The organism is Hymenobacter sp. 102, assembly GCF_049949205.1.
Classification (GTDB): domain Bacteria; phylum Bacteroidota; class Bacteroidia; order Cytophagales; family Hymenobacteraceae; genus Hymenobacter.
Window position 1 is genome coordinate 472434 of the sequence record NZ_CP188172.1, and the last position, 17365, is coordinate 489798.

Consider the following 17365-nt stretch of genomic DNA (forward strand, 5'->3'; position numbering starts at 1 on the left):
CACCCCCCTTCCCGTTCATGCGCCTGATTTCTGCCCGCTACCTGACGCTTGCCGCCCTGGGTGGCCTGCTGAGCACGGCCAGCGCCGCCTCGGCGGCCCCCGCCATCCGCTACACCCTGTCGATGCCCGCCCCGCAAACCCACTACTTCGAGGTGGACATGCAGCTCGACGGCTTCAGCAAAACCTACACCGACGTGAAAATGCCCGTGTGGGCCCCGGGCTCGTACCTGGTACGCGAGTTTTCGAAAAACGTGGAAGGCTTTGAGGCCTCGGCCGGCGCGGAAAAGCTGCGCACCGAAAAGATTACCAAGAATACCTGGCGGGTGTATCACCCCAAGGCCAAAAACTTCCGGGTGCACTACCGCGTGTACGCCTTCGAGCTGAGCGTGCGCACCAGCTTTATTGATGCGGCCCACGGCTACGTGAACGGCACCAGCGTGTTCATGTACCCCGCCGAGGGTAAACAACTGCCTAGCACCCTAGAAGTGAAGCCCGCTCAGGGCTGGAGCCAGGTGAGCACCAGCCTGAAGCCCGCCGGTGGCACCTTTACATTCCGCTCCGGCAGCTACGACGAGCTGGCCGATTCGCCCATTGAAATCGGTAACCAGAAGCTCTATACCTTCACCGCCAACGGCACGCCCCACACGGTGGCTATGTTCGGCGACCCGAAGGTGGACGAGCAGCGGCTCACCCGCGACATGCAGCGCGTGTGTGAGGAAGCTCACAAAGTAGTTGGCCAGAACCCACTGGACCGCTACGTGTTCATCGTGCACAACATCGACCGGGGCACGGGCGGGCTGGAGCACCTGTTTTCCACCACCCTGTCGGTGTCGCGCAACGCCTATTCCTCGGAGGCTGGCTGGAAGGGCTTCCTCGGGCTGGTGGCCCACGAGTACTTCCACCTCTGGAACGTGAAGCGCATCCGCCCGGTGGCCCTAGGCCCGTTTGACTACGACCAGGAAAACTACACGCACATGCTATGGGTGAGCGAAGGTGGCACCGAGTATTTTTCGAATCTGATTACCCAGCGGGCCGGTTTTGTGAGCCCCGACGAGTACCTGGGTGACCTGAGCAACGGCATCACGCGGGTGGAAAACACGCCCGGCAACAAGCAGCAGTCGGCCGCCGAGTCGAGCTTTGATGCCTGGATTAAGTACTACCGCCCCAACGAGAACTCCTCAAATACCGGCATCAGCTATTACGACAAGGGCGAGGTAATCGGGGCGGTGCTCGATCTGATGGTGATTAATGAAACCAAGGGCCAGAAGCGTCTCGACGACGTGATGCGCTACCTCTACGACCAGTACTACGTGAAGCAAGGCCGCGGCTTTACCGACCAGGAGTACCAGGACGCCGTGGCTAAAATAGCAGGCCGCCGCTTCGATGACTTCTTCCGCCGCTACGTGTACGGTACCGAAACCCTGCCCTACGAGCAGGCCCTGGGCTACGCTGGCCTGAAGCTGACCGTAACTGGCCCCGCCGCGTCCGACGCGGCGTTGGGTGCCAGCATCAGCCCCGCCGGTGGCAAGCAAACCGTGAGCAGCGTGCTGCGCGACGGCAGCGCCTGGCAGGGCGGCCTGAGCGTGGGCGACGAAATCCTGAGCATCGACGGCACCCGCGTTACCGACGACCCCAACAAGCTGCTGGCCGGCCGCGCCGTGGGCTCGGAAGTGAAGTTTCTGGTAAACCGCGACGGGCAGATCAAGGAAATTAACATTCCGCTGCAGGCCTCGGTAATGCGCCGCTACCGCATCGAGCGCCAGGCTACCCCCACTGCCGAGCAGCAAACGGTACTGGCCAAATGGCTGCCGGTAAAGCAATAACCTAACCTGGAACCTGTTTTAACCCCTCCGATTCCACCCGGTAAATAGCCTGGAGGCTATTTGCCGGACTCCTCCTCGTTGCATGCACGTATTAGTTGTGCTGGCTCATCCAGAGTCAGCTTCTTTCAATGGCCACCTGGCCCGCCTGGCCGAAACTACGCTGACGGCTGCCGGCCACACTGTCGAAATTTCAGATTTGTACCAGCAGGAGTTCGGTGCAGTAGCTGGCCTGGCTGATTTTACGGAGCCTCTGTCCACCGATTATTTTGATCTGCAGGCGCAGCAGCGGGCGGCTGTAGCCAACCGCACTTTTGCTCCCGATGTACAAGCCGAAATGGATAAGCTGCGCCGCTGCGACCTACTGCTGTTCCAGTTTCCGCTGTGGTGGCATTCAGTACCGGCCATACTGAAAGGCTGGATTGACCGGGTGCTGGCCGTGGGCTTCGCTTATGGGGGCGTGAAGGAATTGGCTGGCAAGAGGGCCTTGGTGTCTCTGACCTCGGGCACGCCCGAACACCTGTGGGATGGAGTTACTCTGCCCACACTCGAAAGCACGCTGAGTCATCTGCTGCGCGGTACGCTGGCATTCTGCGGGATGGCCGTGTACGAGCCATTCATGATTGGGGGCGTCAAACAACTCAGCCCCGAGCAACGGGCCCAGGCCGAAGTTGATTTTGTGGAGATGCTACACCACCTGCCGCAGCGTCGGCTGATTTTTTAGCTAGGCCCGCCCCGCTGGCACCCCCTGCAATACAAACGCCCGGACCGCACTGCGCGGTCCGGGCGTTTGTATTGCAGGGACTAACCGGTTACTGCAGCACAGTTGCCCCCACGGCCGAAGCCAGGTTCACGCGGCCCCAGCCGAAGCTGGCGTTGCGGGCGGCGCGGTTGGAGCTGGCCGCTACCAGGCGGCTCATAATCTGGGCGCGGGTTTCGGTGGGATATTTGGCCCACACCACGGCCGCCATGCCGGCCATGCTGGCGGTGGCTACCGAGGAGCCGCCGATGGTGCTGGGCGCGTCGCCGGTCATGGCCAGGGAAAGGGGGCGCAGGTTATTGCTGCTGCGCTGCATTACCACGGTAAACTCCACGTCGGCACCCACGTGGCACTCGTCGCAGCGGGTAGGCGTGGTGAGGTTATCCTTCATGCCCGTAACGGCCACCGCCTCCGCCAACGAGGCCGGGTAGATGACGCCTACGAAGCCCGCCGACCAGTCAAAGGAAGTGCCGGCCGCGCAGAAGATGAGCTTGCCCTTGCCGTAAGCATAGCGGATAGCATCGGTCATCTGCGACGACGACGTGATCCGGCCCATGCTCATGCTGATAATGCGCACATCGGCGCGGTTACCGGCCAGCAGATAGGCATCCGTCACGCCCTGCACCTCCCGGCTGGCATCCAGAAATACATCTTCAGCGGCGCGCACCGTAATCAGGTTGGCGTTGTAGGCCACGCCCACACTGGCGCCATCGGTGCCACGGGGGGCCGCGCAGGCTCCGGCCATACCGGTGCCGTGGCCGCAGCCGTCGTTGGGCGTTTCGTAGTCGCCGTAGGGAATGCCGAAGATGGTGTTGCGGGGCAGCGTCACCAGCCGCTCCAGGGTGCGGCCGGAACTCAGGCCCTGGTTGAAGGCCGCGCCCAGGTTCTCCTGCCCATCCGAAGCACCGGTATCAATGATGAGCACTTTGGAGCCCCGGCCGGTGCTCTGGCTCCAGGCCGCCCGAATGCCGTGGTACACGTCGGCCTGGTTCCAGGAGGATTTGCTGCCGTTGCTGAGCACCGTGTAGTCGGCGCCGGCCACCAGCCCGGCGGTGGCCACGTTGCTGCCGCAGCCACTGCTGCTGAGAATGGCGGCGGCTTTGCTGGCGGCCGGGTGATAGGGCTCGTAGCCAATGGGCTCGGCGTAGCGCACCAGCCCGGAGGCGCGCAGGGCCTTAATCGTGCTCAGCTCCCGCACCGTTACCGTCAGCACCGGCAACGCATTCGGCTCAAATACCTGCAGCTTGTCGGCCGTCATTTCAGGGTGTGCCCGTTGCTCCTCGCGCAGAATCAGGGCCAGCACCTCGGCGCGGGCCTGCTGCCACTCGGGACTTAGGCGGGCATCTTCGGGCAGCGGAGCCGAGGCCCGCACCGTGGCCGGGCGGTAGCCCACCGACAACACTTGGTCGGATTGCCGCAGGGCGCTCCACACGGTGTGGGCCGGGGCCGCATTCCAGTCGAACCGGCCCTGCTGGCGCAGGGTGCTGTAAATCTGCTCGTCCAGCTGCTGCTGCGAGAGGGCCGTGGTGGGGTCGGGTTGGGGCGTGGGCAGCTGCTCACTGGCTTCCTGCTGACAGGCAGTGAAAGCCACGGCCAGCCCCGCCGCGGTGGCTAGGGGTAAAAAACGCATAGAATGGTGGGTGTTGGTTGGGAAAAGAACAGTAGCTAAAGAAAGCTGAATAGTAGGGAGTTACAATGTGTAGAATTATGTTCGGCTTGCCGAGTAATTCGGAAACCGGCTGCCGGTAAACGCAACGCGCCCCCTCACCAAGTGGCAAGGGGGCGCGTTGGATCTGAACTTCTGGCTGAGCAGATCTACTGCACGCGCTTCAGGGCCACGTCGCGGACGGGCGTAAGCACCAGCGGTACCTTTTCCACCTTCACCGAACTGGTATCCAGCCCGAAATACTTGTCCTCGGAGGCAATGAACTGCTTGATGTAGAAGTACGCCTGCATCACCAGCTTCTCCACCATCGGGAATTCGTTTTCCACCGAGAGGAACTTCTCCAGCACCACGAAGCGGAAGTCGCCGGTTACGTGCTGCTTGCTCAGCGACTCGTAGCGGGACGTAATATCCACTTCCTTGTTGCGCACGAGGTCCTCCACCACTTTGCGGAAGTACAGGTTGATGCGCTGCTCCACCCGGAAGCCCAGCCGGAACGTGATGCGGAACACGTCGTCGTGGGCAAGCTCCGTCACTTTATACTCCATGGTGTACGGCTCATCGGTAGTATCCACGTGTACAAACCAGTAGATATCAGCCCGTTTGGGGCGCTTCTGGAAGATGGAATAGATGATCTTCGACTCGATTTCCGACTGCCGCTCGGCCGATGACATGAACACCAGGTGGGTGGCGTACTTGGACACGGTTTCGTCGTTGCTCAACTCCTTCAGAGCATCAATGTACGGGTCAATCTTGACGAATTCCGTGAGGCGGCGCTTGATGTAGAAGGCCCGGAGCCACACGTACATGACGCCCATCAGGGTGATGCCAATGGCCAGGGAAACCCAGCCGCCGTGGGGAAATTTGATGAGGTTGGCAATCAGGAACGACCCCTCAATAGCTCCGTAAACCAGCCCGAACAGCAGAATGGCCGGCAGCGGCACCCGCTTGGTGCGCAGCCACATAATGAGCAGGATGGTGGTCATCAGCATGGTAAGCGTGATGGCCAGGCCGTAGGCCGCTTCCATATTCTCCGATTTCTGGAAGTACAGCACCACGGCAATGCAGCCCAGCAGCAGCAGGCGGTTCATGCTGGGTACGTACAGCTGGCCCTTCACATCGGTAGGGTAGTTGAGCTTTACCTTGGGCCACATGTTCAGTCGGATGGCCTCGGCCACCAGCGTAAATGAGCCCGTAATGAGGGCCTGCGAGGCAATGATGGCGGCAATAGTGGCAATGCCAATCCCGATGAGCAGAAACCACTCGGGCATCAGTTCATAAAAAGGGTTGCGCTTATTGAGCATCTCACCCTGGTGGGCCAGCAGCCAGCCGCCCTGCCCCAGGTAATTCAGCACCAGGCACGATTTTACAAAAATCCAGCTGATGCGGATGTTGCCCTTGCCGCAGTGGCCCAGATCGGAATACAGCGCCTCAGCCCCGGTGGTGCACAGGAATACCGCGCCCAGCAGCCAGAACCCGCCGGGGTAGTTCACCAGCAGATCGTAGGCGTAGTAGGGGTTGAGGGCCTTCAGAATTTCCGGGTGCTGCAACACGCCGGTTACGCCCAGCACGGCCAGCATGGAAAACCACACGAACATAATCGGGCCGAACGCCTTGCCCACAATCTGGGTACCAAAGCTTTGCAGCAGAAACAGCCCCGCAATAATGCCAATGACAATGGGTACCGTGGGAATATTGGGGTACACGGCTTCCAGTCCCTCAATAGCCGAGGAAACTGAAATGGGCGGCGTAATTACCCCGTCGGCCAGCAGCGCTGAGCCCCCGATGATGGCAATGGCCGACAGCCAGGCCCCACGCCGGCGCACCAGCGCGTACAGCGAAAAGATGCCCCCTTCCCCGTTGTTGTCGGCGTTAAGGGTGAGCATGACGTACTTGATGGTAGTTTGCAGGGTGAGCGTCCAGAAAACGCAGGAAATTCCCCCCAGCACGAGCATTGGGTTAATCTGCTCCGGCACAATGGCCTTCATTACGTACAGCGGCGAGGTGCCGATGTCGCCGTAGATAATGCCGAGGGCAATGAGCAAGCCCGCCGTGGAAATGGCGGTGTGCTGGTGTTTGGCGTCCATGTGCGGGGTAGTAGTGAGAGAATAGCCGTTTTTTGACGAGCGGGGCCAAAGGTAGTAGTTGAACCGGAAAGCCGGTACTAGCCGCGCTTACGCAGCAGCGGAAGAAACGGCTAACCGGCTTGGCTGATACGTCAGGTCAGGGCAGGAGTGCCGGTGGCCGGGCCGCCGCCTGCCAGTCGGCCAGCGCCAGGGCATAAGCCGCCGCCGCCGCCGCCTCGTCGTGGCGCTGCCGGATGCGGCGGTTGGCCTCCAGAGCCAGCCCGGCCCAACTGGCGGCCGGCCCCGACAGGGCCACATGGTACGGCTCCCGGCCGGGCCGGTACACGCGCCAGCGGTTGGTACCCCGCACGCCCCAGGCCAGCAGGGCCAGGCCCGCGCCCACTCCCAGCGCCGCCGGCACCATTCGCAGCCAGAACTGCAGGTACCCGAGCAGAAATGTGCCGAGCACAAAAATCCCCAGCAGTACCCCCAGCAGCCAGCGCACCGGGCGCACCTCCACGCCCTCCAGTTCCCGCCAGCCAAAGAGCTCCTCCCGCAACTCCAGCCCGGTGTTGGTCAGGGCCACCCGGCCGTCTTCGCTGCGCAGCTCCGTAAATTGCTCGGGCGGCGGTGGCGGCTGGGGTGGAGCCGGCGGGGCAGGCCAGTGGGATGCCGGCTCATCGGCGGGCGGCAGGGCTGGGGGAAGAGTCGAATCGGAGGCGGACATAGCGGCAAAAGCCCCGCTGCCGGTGGTGGTTCGTACCCATGGTGGGGAAACGAGGCGCACGGGTGGCAGCGGGGCTCTCATGTAAGTGAAGAGGTTGATTACATTAGTCAGTAGCCTCTCAGTCAGCTATGTAAAAAATGTAATCGGCTTCGGGCTAGCGGTTTACTTTCAGCAGCTCTACGTCAAAAATCAACGCTGAGTCGGGGCCAATGTCACGGCCGGCGCCGCGTTTGCCGTAAGCCAGGTTGGAAGGAATGTACAGGCGCCACTTCGAGCCCTCGGGCATCAGCTGCAACGCTTCTGTCCAGCCGGCAATTACTTGATTGACGCCGAAGGTGGCCGGCTGGCCGCGCTGGTACGAGGAGTCGAATACGGTACCGTTGATGAGCGTGCCGTGGTAATGGGTAGTCACCGACGAAGAAGGACCGGGCTTGGGACCGGTACCTTCCGTCAGCACTTCGTACTGCAGGCCGCTGGGCAGGGTAGTCACGCCCGATTTCTGGGAATTTTCCTGGAGGAAGGCGTCGCCTTCGGCTTTGTTGTTGTTCATGGCGTTGGGGTCTTGGGTATCATCTTGGTCATCACCACCGCCCAACTGCTCCTGCAGCTGCTGCATGGCGCTCTGCATCTGCTCGGGGGTGAGACGGCTGGGCTCCCCGGTCAGGGCTTCTTTCATACTCTGGGCAAACACGTCGATGTCCAGGTCGAGGCCCTGCTGGGCGAAGTTGCGGGCCATGTCGCGGCCGATGATGTAGCTGATTTGCTCTTTCAAGCCGGTCAGGTTCATAAAATCGAGGATTTTGCCGGTTTCCCGGGCCGGGCCGGGTGGTTGGCGGGTACGTTTGTGCAGCGGCCCCCCATGGGTCGCCGCTGTGAAGTACCGAAAACCGCCGCGAATGGATATGGTTTTTTTTGCCCGGGACGGATAACCTCCTGAGCGTGAAGGTCACAAAACCACCTGAAAACAGCACACCCCACCGAATGGGTGGGGTGTGACGGGTAAAACCGGTAGCAGCTCCTGCTTAGCAGAAGTGCAGCTCCTCTTCGTCGCGCAGGTCGAAGAACAGGTTCAGGTCGCGCACTTGGGCGGCTAGGAAGCTCAGGGAGCCCAGGCCTCCCAGTACCAGCAGCGAAGAAACGGCAGCAGTGGACTTTTTCATGCAGGTATGGCTAGAATGATGGTAGTCAGTTTGTTGGGTGCAAAGATAGTACGCGAATATGAATAAAATGTTATGCAAGCATCATTTTTTATCCGTGAATAGGGTAGGCTGCCCGTTTTCCAGTTCCAGCAGGCGCTGCTTGCGCCACAGGCCGCCAGCGTAGCCCGTAAGCTTCCCATCGGCCCCGATAACGCGGTGGCAGGGAATGAGAATGGCCACCCGGTTCTGACCGTTGGCGGCGGCCACGGCGCGCACTGCCTGAGGGCGCTGCAGGGTAGCTGCCTGGTGCCCGTAGCTGCGGGTGTGGCCGTAGGGAATGCGCGTGAGTGCCTGCCACACCTGCTGCTGGAAGGCCGAGCCGGGCGTATGCAGCGGCACCGTGAAGTTACGCCGCGTGCCGGCAAAATACTCGGCCAGTTGCGCCCGCAAGGGGCCGAAATGCGGATTTTCGCCCTGCACCACGGGGGCCTGCACGCGGCGGCTGAGGTCCTGTAGCTCGGTTTCGAGGCCCCGGCGGTCAGTGAATTCGAGCAGGCATACGCCCGCGGCAGTAGCGGCGGCTACCATGGGACCCAGCGGTGTATCGAGGCGGGTGAGGTCGATGACCTGCTGCTGGCGACTGTGGCTGGGCGCGGCCCCAAACACCGTCCGAAACGACTCCTGAAACCCGCTCAGCGACTCGTACCCGCTGCCAAACGCCGCCTCGGTGACGGGCGAGCCGCTTTGAAGCTGCTTGAAGGCAGTGTTGAGCCGGTACAGGCGCTGGTAGGCTTGAAACGTGAGGCCGTGGGTGCGCAGGAACCAGCGCCGCACGGTGGCCGGCTCCAGGCCCAGGGCCCGCAGGTGCTCGTCGCGGATGCGGGTGGCGGGGTCGGCGGCCAGCCGGGCCAGCAGCTGCGCCACAAAGGCGGGCGCATCGGAGCCGGTGGCGGCCAGTGGGGCGCACACCTTGCAGGGGCGGTAGCCGTGTACCAGGGCCTCGCGGGTGGTGGCAAAGAACTCCACGTTCTCGGCCTTGGGCTTGCGGGCCCGGCAGGTAGGACGGCAGAAGATGCCCGTGGTGCGCACGGCAGCAATAAAGCGGCCCTCGTAGGCGGCATTGCGGGCCACCAGGGCGTGGTAGCACTCAGCGGTGGGGGGCAGCGGCAACGTGGTTGGCATGGGCAGCAAAGGTCAGGTAAAGAGCGGAGACAGGCTAGCGGATTCGGCTACGCGCCGGGCCAGCGGCAGAGGCGAGGCGGCCTCGTACAGGAAGTTGCCCATGCTCACGCGGCGCACGCCGGCTGCGGCCAGGTCGGGCAGGGACGGGAGCTGGGGTAGGGCCATCACGTTGAGCGGCAGCGCCGTGTGCTGGTGCAAAGTCCGCATGGCGGCCAGGTCGGTGAGGCCGGGTACGAACAGGCCATCGGCTCCGGCAGCGGCGTAGGCGGCGGCCCGGCCTTGGGTTGCGGCCAGCGGATCGGGGATGGGGAGCAGGTAGGTGTCGGTGCGCACGTTGAGGAACACGGCCAACTGGTGCTCGACGCAGTACGCACGCAGGTGGTGGAGCAGGGCGACCATTTCGGCGGCGGGGCGCAGGTAGCGCGGGCCGCTGGCGGTGGGCACCGAGTCTTCGATATTGATGCCCACCACGCCGAGCCGGAGTAGCGCGTGCAGGTGTTCGGCCACCTGGCGCGGGTCGGGGCTGTAGCCACCCTCCAGGTCCACGGTGAGGGGCAGTGGGGTGGCGGCGCGCAGGCGGCTCACCAGGTACAACAGCGTGTCGAAGGGAAGCTGCTCGCCATCGGGGTAGGCCAGCATATCGGCCATGGCGGCGCTGGAAGTACCCACGGCGGCAAAACCGGCGGCCGTGCAGGCGGCGGCGCTGCGGGCGTCCCAGGCGTTGGGCAGCAGCAGGGCCTCAGATTGGTGGTGAAGGGCGCAGAAGCGCTGGTATAGCTCGGCGGACATAGGGACAGGTGCAGAAGGTGAATTCGGCGGCAAACCTCGCTCATCACCACCCCGGCCCGCAACCGGAAACTGAACACGTATTTTTTTCCGGGCTACTCGGAGGCGTATCAGAAGTCTATTCAAAAAGTAGTGGAACGTCCTGCTGAGCTTGTCAACGTATCGTTCCCACTTTGTCCAAGCAAATCCGTCGAAGCGGTAGCCATCCGTCGACAGGCTCAGCAGGACCGCCCCCCGACCTCCCTCAAAAGGGAGAGAGGGGAGCTGAACGATTGAGGGGGGACATGGACTGGAAAACTGCTCAAAGCCCTTACCCAAGCCGCCCCCGCGGCACGGGGCAGCGGGGGCGGCGGTAACAGAGTCGGAAAGCCGGGGCTTACTTGGCGAAGTCGGCGTCGAGCACGATGCGGTAATGAGCCTTACCGGCGCGTAGGTGGTCCATAGCAGCATTCACCTGACTCATGGGGAAGTGCTCCACCACGGGCGCAATCTGGTGGCGGGCGGCAAAGCGCAGCATCTCGTCAATCTGGCGGCGGCTGCCGGTGGGCGAGCCGGCCAGCGACTTTTTGCCGAGCACCAGCGCCATCACGTGTACCGGCACGGGCTCCAGCACGGCCCCCACAAAGTGCAGCTTGCCGGTGGGCTTCAGCAGGGCAATGATATCGTTCCAGTCGAGGGGCACGTTGGCAGTGATGACCAGGAAGTCGAAAGTGCCGGCCAAGGCTTTCAGCTCCTCGGCATTGGTGCTGGAGGCTGCGTGGTGGGCCCCCAGGGCGCGGGCTTCCTCGTGCTTGGCGGCGCTGCTGGTAAAGGCCGTCACGTCGCAGCCCCAGGCGCTCATAAACTTAATAGCCATGTGGCCCAGCCCGCCAATGCCAAACACGCCCACCTTGTGCGTGGGCAGCACCTGCTGGTCGAGGAGGGGGGAGAAAACGGTGATGCCGCCGCAGAGCAGCGGCCCGGCTGAGGCCGCATCAACGCCTTCCGGAATGGGTACGGCCCACACCCAGTGGCTGCGCACCTGCTGAGCAAACGCGCCGTGGTGGCCCACAATGGTAGGCTGCACCGTGGAGCAGAGCTGATGCTCACCGTCGAGGCAGTGGGCGCAGTGCAGGCAGCTACCCGCGTTCCAGCCCACGCCCACGCGCTGCCCGATCTGCAGGCCCTTCTGGCGGGCAATGTCGCCCAGGCCCACCACCCGGCCGATGGCCTCGTGGCCGGGCACAAAGGGGTAGGCGCTGATGCCCCACTCGTTGTCGAGCATCGACAAATCGGAGTGGCACACGCCGCAGTATTCTACTTCAATGTCAACGTCCTCGGGGCCCAGCGGGCCAGGGTCGTAGGAGTACGATTCGAGGGGAGCTTTGGCCGCTTGGGCCGCCCAGGCGTGTACTTGTGCCATGCGTGGTTTGGTTGGGGGGTAGAAGAACAGGAACAATGCTGCCAGTGCCGCACAGATGCGTTAAACCACGCGGCGGAAAAAAGGTTGAGCCTGGCCGGAAGGCCGGCACCGCATCCAGAGGAACTGGTAGAATAACGCCAGACCATACGTTCCCTGCATACGGTAGTCCTGACTATTGATAGTCCTGCCATCGGTGAATGTGACGTGGCGATAATACGTCTGATCATCAGTGCAGTGAACGGCGCAGCGTGATTGCGCAGGCTGTTACCGAATCTGCTGCAGCAGTTGTCACAGGTACGAGTAATCCGCAGGGCTAAACTGCTGCCAGTGAACCGCGGACCAGTGGCAATGCGGCAGGTGGGGCCCAGTGAAGCCGCGTATAGCATCGGGCGGTGCTGCACCAGATACAGCGTATCAAAGGTGAGATGGTAGGTGGGGCGGCTGCTTTGCGCGGTACAGAGTGCTGTTCATGTGCGGTACACAACGTAGGCCCGACCCTTGCTGTGCAAGGGGGGCGCTACCCGCTCCGGATGGTTGCCGGAGGTGAACCGGGCGTTGTCAAGCTCAACAATAGCTGGGTAAGGGCCACCGGTCAGGACCAGCAATTCCTCCGAGCCCTTGCGCTTTCCGCTCCGGGTTACGAGGGCGCGCACCAGAAAATCAGGCGCGTTGTCGTGGTTGACATCAGCCTGGTACCAGAAGACTGGCACGGATGGCTTAATCAGAACGGTATCCTGAAGGAGCGTAGTAACCGGCAGCAGCTCCACCCTCGCAAAATGTCCGATGCGGATTGCGGCTGTGGTTGGGCGGCTGGTATCCGCCTGCTCCAGGGTACGAAATACGGGGAGTGAGAACAGAAAAAGTACATACAGTCGCATTGACGTCGCGAGAGAAAAACCGGGTACAAGCTGGGTGCTGATCTGGTCCGGTTTGCACACGTGGGGGCAGCTTTATTTCGCCTCGCTCACCTCTACCCGGCGGTTGCGGGCGTCGGGGGAGGGGTGCAGGGGGCGGGCGTCGCCGTAGCCCGTGGTGCGTATGCGGTCGGGAGCCACGCCGGCCTGCACCAGAAACGCCTTGACGGCCTCGGCCCGCTGCTCACTGAGAACCTGGTTTTTCTGGGGCTCACCAATTTTGTCGGTGTGTCCGGCAATGAGAATGCGCAACCCAGGGCGCTGCAGCAGCTCGGCGGCCAGCTGCTGCAACGCCGGCCGGCTTTCGGGCAACAGCTCCGGGGAGCCCAGCTTAAATAGCACGGTGGGTAGCACCACCGGCCGCTCCGACAGCACCGGAGCCGCTGGTGGCCCGGGCGCAACAGGCCGCAGCGTTGGGGGCAGCGCCGCTGGGGGCGGGGCGGGCACGCCCGAGATGGTGCGCCCGGGCAGCGTGGCTACGGGAGCAGGCTGCGCGGGCAGAAGGCCCCCCTCAACCTGCACCGTGATAGGAATAACCGCGCTTTCGCGGGTGGGATAGAAGCCTTGGGTAAGGTAGAAGGTGGTGGTTTGGCCGAGGCGGGTGCGGTAGGTGTTGCCAGTAGCCACAGGCTGCTTCAGCTCGGCATCAGCGTACCAGAGCACGTTGCGGCCCGATACTCGAATGGTCGTTTCGGCCCCGGCCGGCACCGTGGCAGCCGATTTGAGCTTGACCCGGTACAGCACAAAAGTGCCGTGGTCACAGTCGCCTACGGGGCGGTAGGTAGCCCGGCCGGTCAGCCTTTCCTGGGCGGCGTCGTAGGTGAAGGTGATGGCGCCGTCGCACCAGTAGCTGAAGGGGCTGCGGCCGGTTTCGGCCAGTTTACGCACGTGCTCCAGCTGCAGGCCCCCGGCAGTGCGGGTGGCCCGGATCTGAAACGTTACGCTTACCTGCGGCGCTTCGCCCACTTCCTGGTAGAGTACTCCTAATACATTGCCCGATTTGCTCTGCTGCACGCGCAGCAGGGCCGGCCAATACCCGTCCCGGTCACCGGTGTCGGTTTCTACGCCCTGCCACACCCCGGATAACGACTGGGCCTGCCCGCTCAACGCAGCAAAGGCGACGAATAGCAGTGAGGTAACGACGTTTTTCATGGTTATTGCTGTGGTAGACTTTATCCCGGGAGCGGGGCGAGGGTAGCAGCAGGAGTCACGCGCCGGACTCCGGGTGGCGGACTGTTCACATCAGCTTGGTTGTATGGCTGAAATATCGGCCCGAACCGGGGTTGAACGCAAGCCGTCCGGATTAGGGCCGGCCGAATATGCGCTGCAGAAATTGCACGGTGTACTCCAGCGTGGGCGCAAACCAGGGGTTGAATAGCGGAAAGGGGTGCGGAGCCTCGGGAAAGGAGTGCTCTTGGGAGTAGATGCCCAGCGCAGTTAGCTGGCGGTGCACGTCGTCGCGGCCGGCGTGCCCGGACCAATGTGGCTCAGGGCCGAGGCCTGGGGCCACGCAGTGGCTGGCGAGCCGGCTGCTGCCCAGCCACTGCGTGGCCGCCGAAAGGCCCTTGGTGTCGTCGCCTTCCCCTGATTCAGGGTGGGTGAAGGCCAGAATGCCATCCACATCCACAATGGCCTGCACGTGGCTATAGCGAAGGGCACGTTCACGTGGCTGCGAACAGTGCCGGGCACCGGCGTCCGGGCAATACTAATGCTGGGGTGCTGCTTGCGGGCCTTAAGGAAGGCGCTGTAGGTGGTGAAGGAGGTGTCGCGCGGTACAGGGAGGGGCTGGGCCTGGGCGGGGGCGCCTCCCAACAGCCCGCCGGCCACCAGTAGCGGGCATACGAAGGCAGGGAAGAAAACGAAGCGCAGCATAGGGCAGGGACACAAAAGCGGCTGTAAGCTACGCAAGCTCCCGCACGACTCGGCCGGCCGTGGATTCCTGCGTAGCTTGCGGCTCTTTTTTCTCTACCTCATTTTTTTCTACTATCGTATGAAGTACATCATTACCCTTGCGGCGGCACTGACTATTCAGCAGGCTCAGGCTCAGATAAGCCTGATAATGAATGCTACCCGGGCCGCCACCGCAGCGGCCACGCTGGCCGCCCGCCAGAAAAAGAACAAGGCTGCCCACCAAGCGGCCGGTACTGCCACTACCCCAGTGCTGGGCCGGGGTGTTACGCTGTTCACGTACCGCGGCGAAAACGTGCAGCGCAAGCGCACGGCCCCCGAAACCTTCAAAGGCAAAGGCGGCCCCGAAATTCAGGCTTTGGAAGCCCTGCTGGAACAGCGCCACCAAGCGTTGCTGGCCGATTCCACCGCCTCGGTAATGACTCCGGAGCAGCTGACGGCCCTTACCACGGCCGCCCGCACCGCCGCCACCGCCCGCCCCGACTGGAACTATGCCCCCTACCAGCAGGAACTGGCTTTCTATCGGAAAGAGGAGGAGCGCCGCCACCCGGCCACACCGCCCGCTGCAACCAAGTAAACGACCGGCTGCTTCTGCTTCCGACGCCCCATCTGCCGGAACTAGCTGCTACCCATCCGGACCACCGCCAAAAAGCCGCCGCACCAGTACGCAGGTGTGGCGGCTTTTTGCTGGTTAACTATCGTCGGAAATGATTTACTCCAGGTACGCCATTTCCGCGCTGTCCAACCGGATAGCGGCGGCAGCCAGATTTTCGCGCAGGTGAGCCAGCCGGGAGGTGCCCGGAATCGGCAGCAGCCAGGGCGACTTGTGCAGCAGCCAGGCAATATGGAGCTGGGCTTCCGTGACACCGTGGTGGCGGGCTACTTCGGCCACGCGGGTATTGGAGTGGGGCAACGCGTGCAGCAGGGAAAAAAACGGAATGAGCGGAATGCTGTGCTGCTCGCATAACTCCAGCACTTCCGCACCGCCGGGGTTGGTACCATGGGCATGCACCAGGGTAGTGCGCTGGGCGTGGCCGTACATGTTCTCGACGGTGGCAATGGGCCCCTGCTGCAGCCCTGCTTCCAGCTCGGTCCGCGTAACGTTGCTCAGGCCCACGTGCAGCACCTTACCTTCAAGTTGCAGCTCAAACATGGCCCCCAGTTGCTCCTCCAGCGGCACCGGGCCTGCGCCCATCAGCCGCAGGTGCACCAGCTGCATCTGCTCCTGGCCCAGGGTGCGCAGGTTGTTGTCGATGCTGGCCCGCAGCTGCTCGGGGCGGTTGTAGGGTACCCAGCTTTTATCGGGGCGGCGGGTGGCCCCCACTTTGGTGCAGATTACCAGGTTGGCCGGGTAGGGGTGCAGCGCCTCGCGGATCAGGCGGTTGGTCACGTCCTCACCGTAGTAGTCGGCCGTGTCGAGGAAGGTGACGCCTACGTCCACGGCCTCACGCAAAATCTGCAGGGCCTCGGGGCGGTTGGCCGGCTCCCCCCAGATATCGGGCCCGGTGAGCCGCATGGTGCCGTAGCCTAGCCGCGCCACGGTGAGCGGGTGCGCGGAGTGCGGGGCAATGGTAATGGTGGACGTCATAAACGAAAGGATGAGGAGGAAGGAATACCAAAGAATCGGCTGAATGCCGGCGCTGGCAATCTGTGTTACGTCAGTTTAAACGGTGCTGCCGTTGGTGTTTGGGTACTGGGAAGAGTAATCAACGAGCCGCCTTATAGATCTTATCTGCCAGCACTTCCAGGTCGGCGGCGTCGGTGTTGGTGAGTATAAGTACGACGCGGCGAAATTCCGGGTCAGTGAGCAGGACGGAGTTGAAGCCCTCGATGCTGCCGCGCCGTTCCAACACGGGCCGGGGCAGGGTTTTGTCGTTGTAGTAAAAGCCGATGGTGGGGTAGCCCCGGGCGTAGTCGATGAAAGCCGACTGCTGAGGTTGCCGTACCAGCGCGGCCGTGGTAGCGGCCGACAACAGCGTGTGGTGGCGCAGGGCTTCCGTCAGGCGCAGCAGATCGGCGGCGGTGGAGTAGAGGGCCCCGGCCCCGGCGTAGTTGGAGAGGTAGCGGGGCGCATCGTTGCGGAGCGTGTCGCGGGTGGTGCCGGCCCCGAAAGTGTAGTTGTGGTAGCCGTAGACCAGGCGCGGTATTACCCGCTCTTCCTGCACCACACCCGAGTCGTGCATTCCAAGCGGCGTGAAGATGCGGGCCTGCAGCAGGCGGGCAAACGGCTGCTGCGTCACCACCTCCAGCACCCGCGTCAGCACCACGTAATCCACGTTGTTGTAGTGAAACGTACCGGGCCGGCGGGCCTCGTCGCGGCGTACGAACCGGCTGACGTACTGCGCCGGTGAGTACGGGGCGGCGTAAGCATCCTGTGGTTCATTCCGCAGGCCCGAGTGGTGGGTAAGCAGGTCCAGCAGAGTAATGTACTGACAGTTGACCGGTAGCTCCGGTAGGTACGCGGCGACTTTACTGCTTAGGCGAAGCTGGTTCTGCTCGACCAGCTGCAGCACCAGAATGGCCGTGAACGTCTTCGACAGCGAGGCAATGGGGAAGCGGGTGTCGGGGCCGATGGGAACGGCGAACTGCCGGTTGGCCAGGCCGTAGCTGATGCGGGTGGTGGGCCGACCCTCGTGGGCCACCAGCACTGTGCCGCTGAAACGCCCGGCCTCATATTCGACCAGGAGCAGCCGGGCAATGGAGCCCTGCGCGTAGCCCCCTACGGGCAGTACCATCAACCCCACCACCAGCATTCGATACCAGAATAAGAAGGACATAATTACAAGTTGATACGATAATAACAGCCTGGAGTATGGATACGGGCGGCGGGGCAGAGCAAAGCTCTGACCGGCGCAAATGCGCGAAAAGCGTCCTATATCAGCCCTCTTGAGGTGTCAATATATGAATTGAAGCACCGGAAGGTGGGGAGTTGCCGTGCTTTGGCTCACTTGCTGGCTGCTCCGGCCCGGATAAGCCCGACAAGTCTTTCCCTTCACCT

The 17365-nt window shown here is 62.9% G+C and carries 16 protein-coding genes; 3 read left to right on the plus strand and 13 right to left on the minus strand.

Annotated elements, in window-relative coordinates:
* The first annotated feature begins 17 nt into the window (after window positions 1-17).
* Window positions 18-1823, plus strand: coding sequence for a M61 family metallopeptidase (locus ACN19L_RS02055; RefSeq protein ID WP_426491893.1), 1806 nt, complete (start codon window positions 18-20; stop codon window positions 1821-1823).
* An 82-nt stretch (window positions 1824-1905) separates the two neighbouring features.
* The gene (locus tag ACN19L_RS02060) at window positions 1906-2544 is read left to right on the plus strand and encodes an NAD(P)H-dependent oxidoreductase (protein ID WP_426491894.1); all 639 of its coding nucleotides are present in this window, start codon (window positions 1906-1908) and stop codon (window positions 2542-2544) included.
* A gap of 88 nt (window positions 2545-2632) precedes the next feature.
* On the opposite strand, the gene ACN19L_RS02065 is transcribed toward ACN19L_RS02060, so the two are convergent.
* The 11 genes from ACN19L_RS02065 to ACN19L_RS02115 all read right to left on the minus strand — a co-directional run bounded on the left by ACN19L_RS02065 (window position 2633) and on the right by ACN19L_RS02115 (window position 14098).
* Complete coding sequence (locus ACN19L_RS02065; RefSeq protein ID WP_426491895.1) at window positions 2633-4210, minus strand: S8 family peptidase; 1578 nt, start codon at window positions 4208-4210, stop codon at window positions 2633-2635.
* A 185-nt stretch (window positions 4211-4395) separates the two neighbouring features.
* The gene (locus tag ACN19L_RS02070; RefSeq protein WP_426491896.1) at window positions 4396-6330 is read right to left on the minus strand and encodes a KUP/HAK/KT family potassium transporter; all 1935 of its coding nucleotides are present in this window, start codon (window positions 6328-6330) and stop codon (window positions 4396-4398) included.
* A gap of 136 nt (window positions 6331-6466) precedes the next feature.
* The gene (locus ACN19L_RS02075) at window positions 6467-7117 is read right to left on the minus strand and encodes a hypothetical protein (protein ID WP_426491897.1); all 651 of its coding nucleotides are present in this window, start codon (window positions 7115-7117) and stop codon (window positions 6467-6469) included.
* A gap of 73 nt (window positions 7118-7190) precedes the next feature.
* Window positions 7191-7823, minus strand: coding sequence for an FKBP-type peptidyl-prolyl cis-trans isomerase (locus ACN19L_RS02080; protein WP_426491898.1), 633 nt, complete (start codon window positions 7821-7823; stop codon window positions 7191-7193).
* Window positions 7824-8058: 235 nt separating this feature from the next.
* Window positions 8059-8196, minus strand: a complete 138-nt coding sequence (locus ACN19L_RS02085; RefSeq protein WP_155832933.1) for a hypothetical protein — start codon at window positions 8194-8196, stop codon at window positions 8059-8061.
* Window positions 8197-8277: 81 nt separating this feature from the next.
* Complete coding sequence (locus ACN19L_RS02090; RefSeq protein WP_426491899.1) at window positions 8278-9357, minus strand: bifunctional transcriptional activator/DNA repair enzyme AdaA; 1080 nt, start codon at window positions 9355-9357, stop codon at window positions 8278-8280.
* Window positions 9358-9369: 12 nt separating this feature from the next.
* Window positions 9370-10146, minus strand: coding sequence for an isocitrate lyase/PEP mutase family protein (locus tag ACN19L_RS02095; protein WP_426491900.1), 777 nt, complete (start codon window positions 10144-10146; stop codon window positions 9370-9372).
* A 373-nt stretch (window positions 10147-10519) separates the two neighbouring features.
* Window positions 10520-11545, minus strand: coding sequence for an NADPH-dependent aldehyde reductase Ahr (gene ahr, locus ACN19L_RS02100; protein ID WP_426491901.1), 1026 nt, complete (start codon window positions 11543-11545; stop codon window positions 10520-10522).
* A 467-nt stretch (window positions 11546-12012) separates the two neighbouring features.
* Window positions 12013-12255, minus strand: coding sequence for a hypothetical protein (locus ACN19L_RS02105; protein ID WP_426491902.1), 243 nt, complete (start codon window positions 12253-12255; stop codon window positions 12013-12015).
* Between the two features lie 240 nt (window positions 12256-12495).
* Window positions 12496-13611 carry an OmpA family protein gene (locus tag ACN19L_RS02110; protein WP_426491903.1) on the minus strand — a complete coding sequence of 372 codons (1116 nt, stop codon included), beginning with the start codon at window positions 13609-13611 and terminating at the stop codon, window positions 12496-12498.
* Window positions 13612-13762: 151 nt separating this feature from the next.
* Window positions 13763-14098: a hypothetical protein gene (locus tag ACN19L_RS02115; protein ID WP_426491904.1), complete on the minus strand. Its 336-nt coding sequence runs from the start codon at window positions 14096-14098 to the stop codon at window positions 13763-13765.
* Window positions 14099-14449: 351 nt separating this feature from the next.
* Here ACN19L_RS02115 and ACN19L_RS02120 point away from each other — a divergent pair, with 351 nt between their 5' ends.
* Window positions 14450-14944, plus strand: coding sequence for a hypothetical protein (locus ACN19L_RS02120; protein WP_426491905.1), 495 nt, complete (start codon window positions 14450-14452; stop codon window positions 14942-14944).
* Between the two features lie 135 nt (window positions 14945-15079).
* Here the strand turns inward: ACN19L_RS02120 and ACN19L_RS02125 are convergent, their stop codons facing one another.
* The gene (locus ACN19L_RS02125; protein WP_426491906.1) at window positions 15080-15955 is read right to left on the minus strand and encodes an aldo/keto reductase; all 876 of its coding nucleotides are present in this window, start codon (window positions 15953-15955) and stop codon (window positions 15080-15082) included.
* Window positions 15956-16073: 118 nt separating this feature from the next.
* Complete coding sequence (locus ACN19L_RS02130) at window positions 16074-17144, minus strand: serine hydrolase domain-containing protein (RefSeq protein WP_426491907.1); 1071 nt, start codon at window positions 17142-17144, stop codon at window positions 16074-16076.
* Window positions 17145-17365: the final 221 nt, after the last annotated feature.

Excerpts from the sequence above, each read along its gene's own strand:
- ACN19L_RS02065 (WP_426491895.1), bottom strand. The coding sequence starts at position 4,210 with ATGCGTTTTTTACCCCTAGCCACCGCGGCGGGGCTGGCCGTGGCTTTC.
- ACN19L_RS02075 (WP_426491897.1), bottom strand. The coding sequence starts at position 7,117 with ATGAGAGCCCCGCTGCCACCCGTGCGCCTCGTTTCCCCACCATGGGTA.
- ACN19L_RS02120 (WP_426491905.1), top strand. The coding sequence starts at position 14,450 with ATGAAGTACATCATTACCCTTGCGGCGGCACTGACTATTCAGCAGGCT.
- ahr (WP_426491901.1), bottom strand. The coding sequence starts at position 11,545 with ATGGCACAAGTACACGCCTGGGCGGCCCAAGCGGCCAAAGCTCCCCTC.
- ACN19L_RS02130 (WP_426491907.1), bottom strand. The coding sequence starts at position 17,144 with ATGTCCTTCTTATTCTGGTATCGAATGCTGGTGGTGGGGTTGATGGTA.
- ACN19L_RS02095 (WP_426491900.1), bottom strand. The coding sequence starts at position 10,146 with ATGTCCGCCGAGCTATACCAGCGCTTCTGCGCCCTTCACCACCAATCT.
- ACN19L_RS02125 (WP_426491906.1), bottom strand. The coding sequence starts at position 15,955 with ATGACGTCCACCATTACCATTGCCCCGCACTCCGCGCACCCGCTCACC.
- ACN19L_RS02070 (WP_426491896.1), bottom strand. The coding sequence starts at position 6,330 with ATGGACGCCAAACACCAGCACACCGCCATTTCCACGGCGGGCTTGCTC.
- ACN19L_RS02055 (WP_426491893.1), top strand. The coding sequence starts at position 18 with ATGCGCCTGATTTCTGCCCGCTACCTGACGCTTGCCGCCCTGGGTGGC.
- ACN19L_RS02080 (WP_426491898.1), bottom strand. The coding sequence starts at position 7,823 with ATGAACCTGACCGGCTTGAAAGAGCAAATCAGCTACATCATCGGCCGC.
- ACN19L_RS02090 (WP_426491899.1), bottom strand. The coding sequence starts at position 9,357 with ATGCCAACCACGTTGCCGCTGCCCCCCACCGCTGAGTGCTACCACGCC.
- ACN19L_RS02085 (WP_155832933.1), bottom strand. The coding sequence starts at position 8,196 with ATGAAAAAGTCCACTGCTGCCGTTTCTTCGCTGCTGGTACTGGGAGGC.
- ACN19L_RS02110 (WP_426491903.1), bottom strand. The coding sequence starts at position 13,611 with ATGAAAAACGTCGTTACCTCACTGCTATTCGTCGCCTTTGCTGCGTTG.
- ACN19L_RS02060 (WP_426491894.1), top strand. The coding sequence starts at position 1,906 with ATGCACGTATTAGTTGTGCTGGCTCATCCAGAGTCAGCTTCTTTCAAT.